The sequence below is a fragment of the Leifsonia sp. Soil_N53 genome (genome assembly GCF_057655165.1).
Map to the genome: position 1 here is coordinate 214,131 of NZ_JBDGMM010000064.1, position 16,694 is coordinate 230,824.

Below are 16,694 nucleotides of genomic sequence, written 5' to 3' on the forward strand. Positions count from 1 at the left end.
GCCGCGCCGGTGCGCGGGCCGTCCTCAGTATGCCTGGCGTCGCTCATGGCATGCCTGAGGCTGGATAGGCGGTGCTGTACGTGTCGCCGTTGGCGTAGACCGTCACCGTGAGCGTCGGCTGCCCGCCGCCCGGCGGTGCGACGCAGACGGCCGTCTGGCCGGCCGGCGGCATGTCGAACTCGGTCCCCGCCTCGCAGCTGTAGGTGACGCGGGTGTAGCCGGAGCCGGTGGGCCAGCTCGTCCAGGTGAAGGTCCGTGTCGGCTGGTCGTAGCGCTGGCCTCCGATCGCGCTGTCGACCGCGACGCCCATCGGCTTGCTGAAGCCCTGCTGGGTGCAGAGCTGGGAGCCGTCCGGGTACGTCTCGCAGATGCTCGTGATGCTCAGGGTGAGGGGCATGCCGTAGTGCGCGCCGCCGCTTCCCGTCAACGCGCCGCTCACGCCGGAGAACTGCCCGCTGTCGACCACGGAGCCGCCGCTGAGCAGCTGGTAGCTGATGACCGGGCTCGAACCGCTGCCGTTCTGGTAGTCCACAGCAGCCTGGTAGTCCCAGGTGTTCCCCGAGCTGGGCGTCGGGCCGGTGATCGCGACGTCCCGCACGGAGCCCGGCTGGAGCCGCTGCGTGGCCGACACCACCGCGCTGGCGGTGCAGCCCTGCCCGTTGTACGCGTAGACGACGAAGTTGTAGGTCTGGTTCGCCTGCAGCCCGGTGAAGGTGACGCTCCCGCCCTGCGTGTGGATGAACGTCGACGACGTGGGGTCGACGTGCAGCACCGGGGCGCCCGTGTCCACGCCGGTCACGCTGCAGCCCGGCTGCGCGCCGCCCTGGAAGACGCCCGCGTAGTAGTCCGTGATCGCCTTGCCGTTGGCGCCGAAGGCGGTCGGCCAGGACAGCGTGGCGCTCGACCCGTCCGTGTCGTCCGGCGTCGCGACGGGAGCCGTGCCCGTCAGCACCGGGGCGCCGGCGGGCACGCCGCTCCCGGAGGTCTGGTTCCAGGTCGTCCTGCCCTGGTAGAAGTCGTTGCGGCTCGCCACCGAGAAGCCGATCGCCGCGCCGTTCGCGATCCCCGGGTCGGTGACGTTGAGCGCGTAGCTGCCGCTGTCGCCCGGCGAGACCTGCAGCGAGTTCGTGATCCCGCCGACGGTCACGAGGTACGAGCTGATCGGGCTGGCTCCCGGGGCGTCGGCCGGCCGGTCCCAGGTGATCCGGAGCCCGTTGTCGAGCGGCGTCGAGCTCACGTTGGCCGGTGCGTTCGGGATGACGTCGGACCACACAGGCTCGACGTAGCTCGTCGGGTCGGACAGGCCGAGGGCGTTCCGCGCCTGCACGGCGAGGAGAACGGCGTTCTGGCGGCCGTTGCCGGGGGTGGTGATCGCGCACACGGTGGTCGTGCACTGCGTGGTGCCGAGGACGGCTCCCGTGGCGGCGTTCGACATCGTGACCTGGAACCCCGTGATCGGCGTGTTGTTGAACGCGCCCGGCGTCCAGCTCAGCGTCAGGCTGCGGTCCCCGATCGCCCCGACCTGCACGTTGGAGACCGGCGCTGGGCGGTCCTGGACCGAGACGGTCACCGTTCCCCAGGTGTAGCGGTCGGGATCGTTCGTCGCGTCGGCGACCTCGTACTGCAGGGTGGTGTCCTGCGGGGCGGCCGTGCTCGACACCGTGACCTGCAGCACCGAATTGTCCGTGCTCGGCGTGATGGTGACGCCGTCGGGGAGGGCGCCGCCGAGGCCGCGCACGGCGAGCACCCGCAGCGGCTTGCCCGGGAACGGGTTGGTGGCGGCATCGTTGGCCAGCACGTCGACCGTCGTCGTCTGCCCGCGCGGCGCGATCACGCGGTCCGGCTGCGGGCTGGCCAGCGGGCGCGTCGACGGCACGACGTTGAGGTCGATCCGTCCGGCCTGGCCTGCGTTGACGGCGTCCTTCACGCCGATCGAGATCGACGGCTGGCTGCCCTTCTCCACTCCGGCGCCCACCGCGATCGTCAGCTTCTGGCCGGAGAGCGACAGCGAGACGCCGTCCGGGCGCGGGTTCTGGATCGAGTACTGGAGCTCGTTCTGGTCCTTCGCGTACGGGTAGCTGGTCAGCTTGGTCAGATCGACCGTCTTCGACTGCCCGGGCTCGAAGTCGATGAGGGCGCCCGTGAACACGGGCGGCTGGTTCTCTCGCGGGGTCACGTCGATCGGCAGCACGATGGTCGCGACGTTGCCGTTCGGATCGTTCGCACTGCTGCCGTCGGTCACCTGGAACGAGATGCTGGCCGGGCCGAAGTAGCGGGTGGACGAGGTGAACTGCAGCGTGTCGGAGTTGACCACGAGGTCGTCGCCGTTCGCGTGGGTCGCCCGCACGGTCGCGGCGTCGGTCAGCTTCACCTTGCGCCCGCCGACGGCCACGATGTAGTCGTTCAGGTGGATGGTGAGCGACTTCTCGCTGACGACCGTGAGCTTCGGGGCTCCGCGCTTGAGCTGCGGGAGCGCGTCGTCGTAGCCGGGGACGCGGACGAAGCCGTAGCCGGCGACGGAGTCGTCCTCGGGATTGGCCACCCGGAACGGGATGATCTGGCTCTTGGCCGTGATCGCGATGTGGATGCGCTTGCCCGCCGTGACCGACGCCGTCGCGCCGTAGCCGGACACGACAGACAGCTTCAACGTCGACACCGGGCCGTCCGCGAAGAACACATTCGAGAGCACGTTCACGTCGACGGTCTCTCGGCCGAGGATGTCGGAGAGGCCGAGCACCGTGTCGCTGACCACCGGCCGCGCGGGCGGCGCGTTCTTGGCCACCGTGACACGGAGGAACGCCTGGCTGGTGCCGCCCTGATCGTTCTGGATCGTGTAGAGGAAGCCGTAGGCGCCCTCCTGCTGCGGCGCGGCCACCACGACGATGTCGCCCTGGATCTTCGCCTTGGCCTTGCCGTCGAGCGAGGTGACGGCGGTCACGCTGAGCGGGCTGCCGTCCGGGTCGGAGTCGTTCGCCAGCACCTGGACGTTGAGCGTCCGGCCGGGGCGGGTCGTGACGTCGTCCTCCACCGCGACCGGGTTGCGCGCGCCCTCCACCCGCTGCGCGATGCCGACCCGCACGGTGCCGGTCGCGCGGGCGCCGAGCGAGTCGACGACGGCGTACGTGAAGGTGTCGGTGCCCGCGGCGTAGGCGCCGGCCTGGAAGTCCATCCAGTCCGGTCCGGACGCGATGACGGCGCCCTTCTGCGGGTTGGTCTCCTGCCCGATGAACTGCACGGAGTCGCCGTCCGGGTCGATGCCGGACAGCGGGACGGTGATCCGCACCGTGTCGCCGGCCAGCACGCGCGCGGTCACGGTCTTCGGCACCGGCGGGTTGTTTGTCGCGAGGTCGCGCTCGCGGACCGCGATGTTGACCTCGGCGGTGGCCCACTGCCCGTCCGCGCCGTACACCCGGTAGGCGGCGACATAGTTGCCCGGCTTGGCCGGCGCGAGATACCGCAGGTGGTCGCCCGTGGCGAACAGCAGGCCGGCCCCGGCCGGGAGCGGCGTGGCGAGCGTCGGGTCGAGGGTCAGCTTGTCGCCGTCCGGCTGCACGTCGTTGGCCAGCACCGGGATGTCGACGGTGTCCCCCACGCGCACCGCGATGGAGTCGGGCACCGCGATCGGCGGCTGATGCACGGTCAGCGGCGGCAGCTGGATGACGGTGACCGTGCCCTCCGCGTCGGCCAGGCCGTTGCTCAGCCGGTAGTGAAAGTCCACGGGTTCGGTGAGCGGCCGGGTCAGCGACACCCGGAGGGTGCGCTGCTGCAGGATCTGCACCTTGACGCCGGTCGACGGCGCCGGGTCGGTCACCCCGGTGACCAGGAGCACGCCGCCGGACGGGTCGATGTCGGTCGAGAGCACGTCGACGTCCTGCGTCGACTGCTCGCGGATGAAGGCGGTGTGCGGCACCGGGATCGGCGTCGTGTTCGCCCCGGGCGGCGCCTTCACCTCGATCCGCACGACTCCGGTGGCGGTGATCACGCCGTCGGTGACCGAGTACTCGATGTTGTGCGTGCCGGCCTGGTCCGACTCGAACCGGAAGGTGCCGCCCTGATAGTCCGGCGTGATGGTGGCGTCGGCCTTGGAGGGCACAGTGCTCAGCCGCACGACGCCGTTGCCGCCGCGGACATGGTCCAGCGGCCGGACGGTGGTCTCCTGGCCCTGGTACGCCACGACGGCGAACGGGTCCGCGATGATCGGCACCTGGCCGGGCGGCTGCACGGTGACCGCGAGCTGCCCTGCGCCCTCGGCGCGGCCGTCGGACAGCACTAGCGCCACATCCTTCAGCGCGCCGCCCTGACCGTGGTCGGAGTAGGCGACCTGCCCCTGCGGTGTGAACGTCACGGTGTCGGGCGCCGGCACCGTCGCGCCCGCGAGGAAGAACGGGTCGCCGTCGGGGTCGTAGCACTCGCTGAGCGTCGACGTCGTCACCCGGGCGCCGGCCTGGACGACGGCCTTGGCCGGGCGGACGCACACCGGCGGCGAGTTCTCCTCCGGCGTGCGGACCGTCACGGTCACGTGCGCGGTCGCCGTGCCGCCGCGGCCGTCCGAGATCGTGTAGTCGAAGCCGATCGAGCCGCTCGCGGTCGCCGGGAGGGTGATCTGCAGCAGCTGGTCGGAGTTGGTCAGCTCGATGGTGCCCTGCTCGGCGGGGATCGCGGTGAACGAGTCGATCGCCAGGACGTCGCCGTTCGGGTCGTAGTCGTTGAGCAGCACCGGCAGCGGCGTCACCCGGCCCGGACGCGCGCCGAACTGGTCGGCCACCGCCACGGGCGGCTGCTCCTGCTTGGCGTACTGCGGCGTCGTGTCCTGCTTGGACTGGTCGACCAGCTCCTGCGTCGTCTTCTTGGAGACCAGCTCGTCCCAGTTGTCGATGCGCGCGTTCCCGCTCTGCACGGCCCAGGAGACGCCGGACCTGGTGTCATTGAGGACCACGCGATCGCGGTTGACCCGGAAGGACAGCACGGCGCCGGGCGGGACCTCGCTCAGAGTGCTGCGCGTGCCGGAGGACGGCGTCGAGCAGGTGTGCCAGGCGGCGCCGGAGTTCCAGGCGGTGTACGCGCAGCCGCCCACCACGACAGGGGCTGCGGGCGCACCGGACACCGTGCTGAGCACACGGGTCGGCGCCGTCCCGTCGAGCGGGGCGCGGACCAGGCCGCCCGAGGTCGCGATCCAGACCGCGCTGCCGTCGGCCGACGGCGCCTGGATGACCGGGTCGGCGTCCTCGCCGAGCGCCGCCGTCAGGTCGATGGCGCGGCCGGAGACCCAGAGGGTCCTCTCGTCGGGATCGAAGAGCACCCACTGTCCGCCGGCGGACGTCAGCTGGACGTGCGCGCCCGCGCCGCGCGAGGGCACCTTCTCGGTCGAGCTGGCCGGCTGCTCGCCGCTCAGGTCGACGCGCACCAGGTTCCGGGTGCCCGGCTGGTAGGCGAACAGGACGCCGGACGGGTCCATCGCGCCGACAGCGCGTCCGCCCAGGTCCATCGTCGGCGCCGACCCGGAGTTGAACTGCTCGAGCTGCGACACCGAGGTCAGCCAGAGCTGACCGGTGGTCTGGGAGAGCATGGCGACCTGATCGCCGGCGACGGCGACCTGCGGGGACCGCGGCGGCAGCGCCACCGACTTGCCGGCCTGCGCCGTCGCCGGGTCGACCACGGCGACGGTGTTGGCCTCCTTGTCGAGCAGCAGCACGTTCTGGCCGTCCTGGACGACGTCGAGCGCCTCCCCGGTGCCCGGCACGATCGAGTTGAGCGAGTCGATCTGCGTGTTGGCGCGGCCCAGGGCCTTCTTCGCGTCGCTTGCCACCCAGACCGATGCGTCGTTGAGCTGCAGGTGCTGGGCACTGTAGCCTCCCGACACCACGGCGAGGGTCGCCACGACGGCCGCGACCACGGTGCCGCTCAGGGCGGTGGCGGCGATCGACTTGTGGGCGAGGAGCCACGCGCGGATCATGGCGAGTCGGTCCTCTGCACGCACTTCTCGCCGCTCGGCGACCCGGTCTTGCCGTCCCGGTTGACGGTCACGGTGACGCACACGGTCTGGCCCGGCTTGGCGTCCACCCGGAACTCGGTGGCGCGCTGGCTGCTCGGCGGCTGGTCGTCGACCGCCACCTGATAGCTGTCACCGCCCTCCAGCCCCGGATCGCTCCAGGTGAAGACGATGGTTCCCTGGCTGACCCGGCCGCTCAGGTCGCGCACGGCCGGGATGTCGCCCGCCGAGTTCGCCCGCACCAGGACGACCGTGGCCGTGACGGCCAGCACGACCACCAGCGCGACGCACGCGATCAGGGCGCCGACCAGCGCCCGCGACGCCCGCGCCGGCGCGGCGGGAGGGACGGTCGGCGAACTGCCCGCGCTCTCCCGGACGATCGTGCGGGGCGGGGTGCGGGTCGTCGTGACGGCGGACGCTGCAGTCCGCCGCCGGCGCCGGCGGACCGAGCCGGGGTCGACGGCGAGGACGCCCTTGACGCGCGTGCGCTCTTCCGGGTCGTCGGCCGTGGCCAGCGCCCAGTCGTCCATCGCGACCTCGATCGGGGTCTGCGGCAGCCCGAGCTCGGCCTCCACCGACTGCAGCTCGCGGATCAGCTCGAGCGCGCTGCGCTGCCGGGCGGACGGCTTGCGCGACATCGAGCGCATCAGGATCTGCTCCAGACGCGGCGGCACGTCCGGGCGGCCGATCGGCTGCGGGCGGCCCTTGGTGATGCGCTGGATGAGCTCGGCGGAGGTGTTCTCCTTGCCCGGCTGCTCGAACGGCGACCGGCCGGCCAGCAGCGAGTAGATGGTCGCGCCGAGCGACCACACCTCGCTCGCGACGGTGCCGCTCGTCTCGTCGAGCAGCACCTCCGGAGCCGACCAGGGGATCGAGAGGCCGATCGCCTCGGTGACGTCCGCCTCGCTGAGCGTGGCCGCGATGCCGAAGTCGCTGAGGACGGGATGCCCGTACGCCGTCGTGAGGATGTTGGAGGGCTTGATGTCGCGATGCAGCACGCCGGCGCGGTGCGCCGTCTCGACCGCGCTCGCGATCCGCACCCCGATGCTGAGCACTTCGGGCACGGGCAGCAGGTCGGAGCGGTAGCGCTGGCCGATCGCCGACGAGCACAGCTCCATCACCAGGTACGGCCGGCCGTCGGACGAGACGCTCGCCTGGTAGACCGTGAGGATCGAGGGGTGCGTGCTGAGCTGGGCCATGAGGTTGGCCTCGGCCTGGAACATCTGCTTGACCTGGCTGGTGACCACCTCGGCCAGCATGACCTTGACCGCGACCTGCCTGCGCGGCATGTTCTGCTCGTACAGGAACACGTCGGCGAAGCCGCCCGAACCGAGCACCCTGACGTACGAGAAGCCAGGGAGGTTCGGCGGCTGTGAAGGCAAGCGCCGAGCCAAGCAGCTCCTCCCGTCGGCCGTGCGCGTTCGCGGGGGCGAAGGCGTTCATCAATTGTAGGCAGGCCCGGCAGCGCGCCAGCAGGCCCGGACCCGCACTGGGGACACCTCGATTACCCCCAACTCGGGGGCCATGATGGCGCGCCGCGGCCACTGCGGGAGCCCTCCGTCAGTGCCTGCGCGCCGCCCGGCGCGGGAATCCCTCGCGATGCGATCCGCTCTCCGGGGTGGCCAGCACGTCGACGACGACCACGGTCACATTGTCGCGCCCGCCGTTGCCGAGCGCCGCGTCCATGAGCTGCTGCGCCGCGTCCAGGGGCGAGCTGCCCTCGCCGAGGTAGTAGCGGATGCCGTGCTCGGTGAGCTCCTTGGTGAGCCCGTCCGAGCACACCAGCAGGCGCGAGCCGGCGACGATCGGGAACAGGAAGTAGTCGGGCACCGGGTCCTCGTTGAACCCGACAGCGCGTGTGATGACGTTGCTGTGCGGGTGGACCTCGGCCTCCTCCGGCGTGATCGCACCGGCGTCGAGCAGTTCCTGCACGATCGAGTGGTCCACTGTGAGCTGTTCGAGCGTGCCGTCGCGGAAGCTGTAGACGCGCGAGTCGCCGATGTTGAACACGAGCCAGTACGGGGAGCCGTCTGCGAGCGTGAGCGCGATGCCCGTCACCGTGGTGCCGGTGCCGAGGTCGGTCTGCCCGACGCCGCGGCCCATGTCGCCCACCGCGTCGCGCAGCGCCTCCGTCAGCGCGGCCTCGGTGACGAAGTCGACCCGCACCTTCTCGGCCAGCCGGGTGACGACGGCGGTGCTGGCGAAGTCGCCGGCGGTGTGCCCGCCCATGCCGTCGGCGACCGCGAAGATCGGCGAGCGGGCCAGGAGGCTGTCCTCGTTGACGCTGCGGCGGTAGCCGGTGTCGGACAGCGCGGCCCAGGACAGGCTGATGCGCGCGTCTGCGCCGCCCGGCACGACCACAGTGTGGCGCCGGTTGGTGCGACCGATCTGGGTCACTCGCGTCCTTCTTCTCGACGGTCCGCTTCCGGCTGCGGCCGCGGGGTCCCCGTGGTGCCGCCGGCCGGGACGGCGGTGATCTCGATGATATTACCGTCGCCGATCTCCACAACCGTGCCGGGGAGGACGACCGTGGACTCCCCCGGGCGCAGCCGTTCGGCGCTGCCGCCCGGCCGGTGCACGCGGGTGCCGTTGGTCGAGCGCAGGTCGGTGACGACGACGGCGTCCCCCGACTGCTCGACGCGCACGTGGGTGGACGAGACCTCCTGCTCGGGCGACTGCACGGTGACGAGACGCGGCGCGACGCCGGACTCCACCCGCTGGAGGGCGGGCCGGCGGCCGATCACGATCGGTACGTCGAGCTCCATGATGTCCCCCGGCACGACGCGCACGGCGAACCGCTCCGCGGGCGCGGGCGCCTCCGTCTCGTCGGTCGCCGGGGGCGGTGCTTCCGCGACCGCGGGCGGGCGGCCCCCGGGCGTGTCGCGGAAGTCCGGCCGCTCGGTGGCGGCGCCGGGCTCCTCGATGTCGATGGCGCCGGGGAGCTCGTGCGCGACGGGGATGGCCTGGGCGGCGGGCGCGCCCTCGGGCGACTCGGCCGGCTCGGCCGCGGCGGGGCGGTCGGCACGGGAGAACAGGCTGGAACTGCGGTTGCGATCCCGGATGATCGTCTCGTCGAGCTCCGTGCCCGGTTCGGCCTCGGCATCGGCGTCCGCGTCGGCGTCCTCCGCCTCGACAGCGCTCACGGCGGCGCGCGCCACGCGCTCGATCGGCGTGCTCGACCAGGTCAGCAGCTCGCCGTCGACCACACCGAGGCCGATCGGGAGCGACCCCACGGCGAGCCGGGCGACCGGCCCGGTGGGCAGGTCGTCGCCGCCGATGGCCAGACCGGTCACACTGCGGAACTCCGCGAGCACCCAGGGCTGGACGCCGCCCGACCCGAACCGACGGGCACCGCCCACCGAGAAGACGTCGAGCGCGGCAGAGCCGCGGACGACCGCGGTGACGATGATCTCGCCCGCCGCGTTCGGCTCGCCCAGCTCGGCGACGGCGAACGACCGCACGCTGTCCGGCCCCCCGAGCGGGAACGCGCCGACCACCGACTCGATCGTCGCGAGGTCGGAGTCGGCCAGCCACCAGAGCGCGTCGACGATGCTGTCGGCGGCCGTGCTCTCCACGCAGGCGACGAACCGCCGGCCTGCGATCAGCAGCCAGCGGGACGGTCCCGCGGTCGGGGCGTAGCGGGTGAAGCCGGGAGTCACCTCGGGTTCCTCCAGGTCGGCGATGGACCGGGGCTGCTCCCCGATGCAGGATGTGTTGGCTGTACCGATGTTAGACCAGGCGGAACGGGGTGCCCGCGCAGCGCACGGCGTCCTCCCCCGCGTCGACCACCGCGCCCACCAGCACGGACGGGTCGGTGGAGACCATGGCGCGGCCGGCCTCGTTGACGAGCACGACCGGGCGGCCGGCGGCGAGCATGGCCGGCAGCAGCTCGCGCTCCAGCCGCTTCACGTACACGTCGACCCCCACCACGCCGATCATCCGGCCGTCCCGCTCCACCGGGGAGGTCACGGTCACGATGTAGTCGCACGCGCACAGGTGGTCGACGTAGGGCCCCGTGATGTGCGTGCGGTGCGTGGACTGCGGGATGCTGTACCACTCCAGCGAGCGGAAGTCGCGCAGATAGTCGGAGTACGAGCGGGAGGCCAGGTCGAGCCTGCTCGGCTCGGTGGTGGACCCGAAGACGGGGTTCTCCTCGAGCGGGCCGAGCCACCAGGAGAAGTGCAGGTCGTCGCCGCCCACGAACTCCGGCGCGGCGATGAAGCCGGCGCCGACCAGCAGCGGGTCGTCCTCGCGCAGCAGCGGGATCACGAGCGCGCCGACGGTCGTGTCGAGCGCCGCGGTAGTCGTGGTGGCGGACGCGCCGCCGAGGATGGCGTCGCGCCAGCCGGCCAGCGACTCCTGGATGCGGGCGAACAGGTCGCTCACCCGCTCGGCGGCGGCCTCCACGCCCGCCTGCGTCCCGGTGACCTCAGCCATCGATCGTCCCTCCCGTCTCGATCCGCGCCTTCGCGGACAGCAGCCAGCGTGCGACCCGCGCGAGCAGCGCGCTGACCTCCGCGCGCGCCGCGCCGGCGTCGCCCTCGGCGACCGCGGCCGCGATCACGCCGGCCGACTCCGCCGTCCCTGCACGCAGCTCCGGGTCGCGCATCCCGAGCCAGAGCAGCGGCCCGAACTCGGCCTGCAGCCGGATCTGCTCGCGCACCAGCCGGGTGGACTGGCTGAGCACGGCGAGCTCCAGCAGGAAGCCGCCGGCGTTCCTGCGCGCGGCGGACGGGCCGGTGAAGTCCGCGGCCGCGAGCCAGGCCGCCAGCCGCGCGTCGTCGGCGGCGGTCGAGCGCTCGGCCGCGCGGTCCGCGCAGCCCGCCGCGATCGCGGTCACGTAGACCGCGAGGTCGCTCAGCTCCACTTGCGAAAGGCCGCGCAGCCGGGTCGCCAGCAGCGTCTCGTCGCCGTCGCCCGGGTGGACCACGAAGGATCCGCCGTCCCGGCCGCGCCTGGTCTCGACCAGCCCGGCCTCGCGCAGCATCCCGAGGCCTTCGCGCGCCGTCACGAGCGCGACGCCGAACCGGCGGGCGAGCTCCGCCTCGCTGGGCAGCCGCTCCCCCGGCGTCAGCACGCCGAGGACGATGGCGTCGGCCAGCCGCCGGGCGACCTGCTCCGCGCGGCCCGCGTCGGAGAGCTGCGCGAACACCGCGTCCCTGGCCCCTGGCGCGGCGCGGGTCGTTCCGGCAGCATCGCGAGTGGAGGTGGTCACGCCTCCACGATATCCCGGTCGAATCATTCGATATAGGATGAATTACCGACGGGGCCGCGAGGCGACCGTCCGAGCGAAGGAGCGAGCATGGCCGACGGCATCCTCTCCGGCCTGCGCGTCGCCGACTTCTCGCGGGTCCTCGCCGGCCCGTACGCGACCATGCTGCTCGCCGACTTCGGCGCCGACGTCGTGAAGATCGAGAGCCCGGCCGGCGACGACACCCGCTCGTGGCGACCGCCCGTGGACGACGCCGGCGAGTCCACCTACTTCGCCGCCGTGAACCGCAACAAGCGGTCGGTGGTCTGCGATCTGGGCACGCCGGACGGCCTCGCGGCGGCACGGGGGCTGGCGGAGACCGCCGACGTGCTGGTCGAGAACTTCCGTCCGGGTGTGATGGAGCGCTTCGGGCTGGACGAGGCCGCCCTCCGCCCCGGCAACCCCGGCCTCGTCTACTGCTCGATCACCGGATTCGGGAGGGAGGAGGGCGCTGCGCTGCCCGGCTACGACCTCCTCGTCCAGGCGGTGGGCGGCTTGATGAGCATCACGGGGGCGCCCGACGGCGAGCGCACTAAGGTCGGCGTCGCGCTCGTGGACGTGCTCACCGGCCAGAACGCATTGACCGGAATCCTGCTCGCGCTGCGCGAGCGCGACCGCACCGGGCTCGGCTCCCGGGTGGACGTCGACCTGCTCGGCTCGCTGCTGGCGGCGCTCACCAACCAGGCGTCGAGCACCCTCGCGACCGGAGTCTCCCCTGGCCGGCTCGGCAACGCGCACCCGAGCATCGCGCCGTACGAGGTGTTCCGGGCCGCCGACCGGGAGCTCGTCGTCGCAGTCGGCAACGACCGGCAGTTCGCTGCCTTCGCGGCCGTGCTCGGCCTCCCCTCCCTCGCGGCCGACGGGCGGTTCGACACCAACGAAGAGCGGGTGCGCCACCGGGCCGAGCTGCGCGCCGTCCTGGAGCCCGTGCTCTTCGGCCGACGAGCCGCCGAGTGGGTGGAGTCGTTCGCCGCCGCCCGCGTCCCGGCCGGGCTCGTCAACACCGTGGCGGAGGCGTTCGCGTTCGCGGAGTCGCTCGGGCTCGACCCGGTGACCGTGACCGTCGACCCGACGACCGGGCGCACCTGGCGGCAACCGGCCACCCCCATCCACCTCAGCACGTCACCCGCCGTACACCGGACGCCGCCGCCGTCGCTCGGCAGGCACGAACCCCAGTGGCTGGACGCCGTCCGCCCCACCGAAAGGACCACCCGATGACCACGCAGGCACCCGCTGCCGCCACCGCAGCGGCCTCCGCACTCGACGAGGCGTTCAGCATCGACCACCTGCTCAGCGCCGACGAGCTGCACTGGCGCGACGCCGCCCGGCGCTTCGCGGTCGAGCGGATCGCCCCGGTCATCGAGCAGGACTTCGAGGACAAGCACTTCCGCCGCGAGTTCGTGGCCGAGCTCGGCGCTCTCGGCTTCCTCGGCATGCACCTGACGGACCCTGGCTGCGCGGGAGCCGGCGCGGTCGCCTACGGCCTGGTCTGCCACGAACTGGAGGCCGCCGACAGCGGCTGGCGCACCTTCGTCTCCGTGCAGGGCTCGCTGGCCATGAGCGCGATCTCGAAGTTCGGCTCCGATGAGCAGAAGGCCGAGTGGCTCGCGCCGATGGCCCGCGGCGAGCGCATCGGCTGCTTCGCGCTCACCGAGCCGCAGGGCGGCAGCGACCCCGCCGCGATGACGACGACGGCCCGCCGGGAGGGCGACGACTGGGTGCTCGACGGCGCCAAGCGCTGGATCGGCCTGGCCGCGCTCGCGGATGTCGCCGTGGTTTGGGCGGCGACCGAGGACGGCGTGCGCGGCTTCGTCGTGCCGACCGCCACGCCGGGTTTCACCGCGACGGCGATCGACGGCAAGCTCTCCATGCGGGCCTCGGTGCAGTGCGACATCGTCCTCGACGGCGTGCGCGTGCCCGCCTCGGCCATGCTGCCCGGCGCGCGGGGGCTGTCCGGCCCGTTCTCGTGTCTCAACGAGGCGCGCTACGGGATCGTCTGGGGCGCGATGGGCGCCGCGCGGTCGTGCCTGGAGGTCTCGATCGAGCGCGCCACCTCGCGCGAGGTGTTCGGCCGGCCGATCGGCGCGACCCAGCTCATCCAGCAGAAGCTCGCCGACATGCTCGTCGAGTACGAGAAGGGGATGCTGCTCGCCCTGCACCTGGGCCGGCTGAAGGAGGCGGGGCGGCTCACGCCCACCCAGATCAGCGTCGGCAAGCTGAACAGCGTCCGGGAGGCGCTGGCCATCGCGCGCGAGGCGCGGACCATCCTCGGCGGCGACGGCATCACGAACGCGTTCCCGGTGATGCGGCACATGGCGAACCTGGAGTCGGTGCGCACCTACGAGGGCACGGACGAGATCCACACGCTGGTGCTGGGACGGGCGCTGACCGGACTGGCGGCGTTCTGATGGGCGACCTCACCGTGACGCTCCCGGTCGACGCGGCCGCCGGGGCCGCCGCCGCAGCCGCGGCCGTCCCCACCGCCCGCGAGGATCGTGCCGCCTGGCTGGACGCGCTGGCGTCCGCACTCGAAAGCGACCGCAGAGGACTGGTGGCGCTCGCCGCCGAGGAGACCCACCTGTCCGAGGCCCGCCTGGACGGCGAGGTCACCCGCACCGCCGCCCAGCTCCGCTTCTTCGCGGGGGTGGCGCGCGAGGGCGGCTACCTGGAGGCGGCCCTCGACTCCCCCGACGCGTCGCTCGTCCCGCCCCGACCCGACCTGCGCCGGATGCTGCGGCCGCTCGGGCCGGTGGCGGTCTACTCGTCGTCCAACTTCCCGTTCGCGTTCTCGGTGCTCGGCAACGACACGGCGTCGGCGCTCGCCGCGGGCTGCCCGGTGATCGTGAAGGCGCATCCCGGTCATCCGCTGCTGTCGCAGCGCACCGCGCGGATCGCACTCGACGTGCTGCCCGCCGGCTGGTTCGCGCTCGTGGAGGGCATCGCGGCCGGGGCCGACCTCGTCCGGCATCCCGCCGTGCGCGCCGCCGGCTTCACCGGCTCGGAACGCGGCGGCCGGGCGCTGTTCGACCTCGCGGCGGCCCGGTCGGACCCGATCCCCTTCTACGGCGAACTGGGCAGCGTCAACCCCGTGGTGGTCACCCACGCGGCTGCCCGCGAGCGCGCCGCCGAGATCGGCGCCGGGCTGGTGGCGTCGTTCACCCGCGACGCCGGCCAGTACTGCACCAAGCCGGGCCTCGTGTTCATCCCGTCCGGCGCAGGCGTGGACGACGCGGTGAGCGCCGCGCTCGGCTCAGCCCCGGCCTCCCGCCAGCTCACCGAGGGGATGAGTGCCGCCTACGCGTCGTCCGTCGAGGCGTTCGGGACCGACGAGGCCGTGACGGTGCTGCTCGGCCGCGACGAGCCGGGGACGTCCGTGCCCGCGATCGCGCTGACCGACGCGGCGGCGTTCCTCGCCGAGCCGGCAGTGTTCCTGGAGGAGCACTTCGGGCCGTCGACGGTTCTGGTCTCCTACCGCGACGATGAGTTGCCTGCTCTGGTCGCAGCGTTGCGACCGTCGCTGACGGCCACCATCCACCGCGGGGCCGGCGAAGACGTCACTGCGCTCGCGAGCCTGCTCGCGCCCGTCGCGGGTCGCCTCCTGTTCGACGGCTGGCCCACCGGCGTCGCGATCGGCTGGGCGCAGCACCACGGCGGCTCCTGGCCGGCGACCACCGCGAGCGTCCACACCTCGGTCGGCGCCACCGCGATCCGCCGCTGGCTGACGCCGATCGCCTACCAGGACGCCCCGCAGGATGTCCTCCCGCCCGAACTCCGCGACGGCAACCCTTCGGGCATCCCCCGCCGCGAGTCCTGATACGGACATCGCGCCCGCCGTCGGCGCACAGTTCCGACGGCGGGCGCGAGCGTGTGCGCGGTCAGTCGGCCGGGGCCGGCTCCGCCGAAGCGGTGGGCACCGCGCGGCGCGCCCGCAGCAGTTCCGCCACGTGGATGGCGTCGCCCGCCGGCGCATCCGACGCGCGGTCGGGCCGTGCCAGGAACAGGTACAGCAGGCCGGCGCCCGCGACGATCCCGAACCCGATGAGCACGATCCAGTCGTTGAACCAGTTGCCCGTGCTCGTCGGCCAGGCCAGCAGCACCATCGCGAAGATCCCGTAGGCGAGCGCCAGGACGTTGACGAGCATCCCGCCGCGGCCCAGCGAGAACGGCCCGGCTGGGCGCCAGCCCTTCACCCGCTGCCGCAGCGACGCCAGCACCACCGACTGGAACGCGACGTAGATGCCGAGCACCGCGAACGCCGTCACCTGCGTGATCAGGCCGTCCGGCCCGAGGTAGACGATCAGGCTGATCAGCACGGGGATGCTGCACGCCACGATCAGGGCGTTCACCGGCACCTTGGTGCGCGGCGACACCTTCGCCAGCCAGCGGTGCGCCGGGATCATCCCGTCGCGCGCGAACGAGAACAGCAGCCGGCTCGCGGCCGCCTGCAGGCTGAGCACGCAGGACAGGAACGCGGTCACCGCGACGACGAGGAAGATCTTCGCCCCGACATCGCCGAGCGCCGACTGCAGGATCTCCGGGATCGGGTCGACATCCTTGCCCGCGACGATCTTCGCCAGGTCGGGAGCCGCCAGCACGTAGCCGCCGAACGCGAACAGCGCGGACACGCCGCCGACCAGGATCGTCATCATCATGGCGAGCGGGATGCGCCTGGCCGGATTCGCGACCTCCTCGGCGACGTCGCCGCACGCCTCGAACCCGTAGAACAGGAACAGCCCGGCCAGCGCCGCGCCGAGGAAGGCCACCAGGTACGAGCCGTGGCCCTCGACGCCCATCGTGTCGAAGAACACCGAGAACGGCTGCTTGCGCTGGAAGATCAGCAGGTAGAGGCCCACGGCGATGACGCCGATGAGCTCCGCCGACAGCCCGATGCGGGCGACCGTGGCGAGCGTCTTCGTGCCCGTGAAGTTGAGGCCGAGCGCGACCACGAGCAGCAGCACGGTCAGCCCGAAGGTGACCTCCTTGGTGCCAGGCAGGCCGAACAGGCTGGCGAGGAAGCCGCTGCCGTACTCCGCCACCGCGGTGATCGTCACGATCATGGCCCAGATGTAGACCCAGGCCGCCATCCACGCGTAGCGCCGGCCCCACAGCCGCCGCGCCCACGGGTAGATGCCGCCGTGGATGGGGTACTGCGAGACCACCTCCCCGAAGACGAGCGACACCAGGAACTGTCCGGCGCCGACGATGACGATCCACCAGATGGAGGGCGGTCCTCCCGTGGCCAGGGCGACGGCGAACAACGAGTACACGCCGACGAGCGGCGAGAGGTACGTGAAGCCGAGAGCGAAGTTGGCCCACAGGGTCATGGACCGGTTGAAGGAGTCCTCGTAGCCGAGGACGGCGAGATGCTCGCCGTCCTCCAGATGGGCCGAGGACGAGGGTTCTGCAGACATCGAATGCCTTCCGGGTCAGCCGCACACGACGATGTGTGTTGAG

At 72.5% G+C, this 16,694-nt stretch carries 10 protein-coding genes; 3 read left to right on the forward strand and 7 right to left on the reverse strand.

Annotation, left to right across the window (positions count from 1 at the left end):
• Window positions 1–43 precede the first annotated feature (43 nt).
• The 6 genes from AC3A3H_RS14570 to AC3A3H_RS14595 form a co-directional block, all read right to left on the reverse strand.
• A complete protein-coding gene (locus tag AC3A3H_RS14570) occupies window positions 44–5,953 on the reverse strand; it encodes an Ig-like domain-containing protein (protein ID WP_487615262.1) in 5,910 nt (1,969 codons plus the stop codon).
• Complete coding sequence (locus AC3A3H_RS14575; RefSeq protein WP_487615263.1) at window positions 5,950–7,383, reverse strand: serine/threonine-protein kinase; 1,434 nt, start codon at window positions 7,381–7,383, stop codon at window positions 5,950–5,952. The genes AC3A3H_RS14570 and AC3A3H_RS14575 overlap by 4 nt, the downstream gene beginning before the upstream one ends.
• A 166-nt stretch (window positions 7,384–7,549) precedes the next feature.
• Complete coding sequence (locus AC3A3H_RS14580) at window positions 7,550–8,386, reverse strand: PP2C family protein-serine/threonine phosphatase (protein WP_487615264.1); 837 nt, start codon at window positions 8,384–8,386, stop codon at window positions 7,550–7,552.
• A complete protein-coding gene (locus AC3A3H_RS14585; RefSeq protein WP_487615265.1) occupies window positions 8,383–9,648 on the reverse strand; it encodes an FHA domain-containing protein in 1,266 nt (421 codons plus the stop codon). The genes AC3A3H_RS14580 and AC3A3H_RS14585 overlap by 4 nt, the downstream gene beginning before the upstream one ends.
• Before the next feature lie 70 nt (window positions 9,649–9,718).
• Window positions 9,719–10,426, reverse strand: coding sequence for a cache domain-containing protein (locus AC3A3H_RS14590; RefSeq protein ID WP_487615266.1), 708 nt, complete (start codon window positions 10,424–10,426; stop codon window positions 9,719–9,721).
• On the reverse strand, window positions 10,419–11,204 hold the full coding sequence (locus tag AC3A3H_RS14595; RefSeq protein WP_487615267.1) for a FadR/GntR family transcriptional regulator: 786 nt from the start codon (window positions 11,202–11,204) through the stop codon (window positions 10,419–10,421). Before AC3A3H_RS14595 ends, AC3A3H_RS14590 begins: the two co-directional genes overlap by 8 nt.
• Before the next feature lie 87 nt (window positions 11,205–11,291).
• Here AC3A3H_RS14595 and AC3A3H_RS14600 point away from each other — a divergent pair, with 87 nt between their 5' ends.
• From AC3A3H_RS14600 to AC3A3H_RS14610, 3 genes are read left to right on the forward strand one after another with little or no spacing between them, the layout of a single operon-like run.
• A complete protein-coding gene (locus tag AC3A3H_RS14600) occupies window positions 11,292–12,458 on the forward strand; it encodes a CaiB/BaiF CoA transferase family protein (RefSeq protein ID WP_487615268.1) in 1,167 nt (388 codons plus the stop codon).
• On the forward strand, window positions 12,455–13,648 hold the full coding sequence (locus AC3A3H_RS14605; RefSeq protein ID WP_487615269.1) for an acyl-CoA dehydrogenase family protein: 1,194 nt from the start codon (window positions 12,455–12,457) through the stop codon (window positions 13,646–13,648). The genes AC3A3H_RS14600 and AC3A3H_RS14605 overlap by 4 nt, the downstream gene beginning before the upstream one ends.
• The gene (locus tag AC3A3H_RS14610) at window positions 13,648–15,054 is read left to right on the forward strand and encodes an aldehyde dehydrogenase family protein (RefSeq protein WP_487615270.1); all 1,407 of its coding nucleotides are present in this window, start codon (window positions 13,648–13,650) and stop codon (window positions 15,052–15,054) included. Before AC3A3H_RS14605 ends, AC3A3H_RS14610 begins: the two co-directional genes overlap by 1 nt.
• 61 nt (window positions 15,055–15,115) lie before the next feature.
• Here AC3A3H_RS14610 and AC3A3H_RS14615 read toward each other — a convergent pair whose 3' ends face one another.
• Window positions 15,116–16,651, reverse strand: a complete 1,536-nt coding sequence (locus AC3A3H_RS14615; RefSeq protein WP_487615271.1) for an APC family permease — start codon at window positions 16,649–16,651, stop codon at window positions 15,116–15,118.
• Window positions 16,652–16,694: the final 43 nt, after the last annotated feature.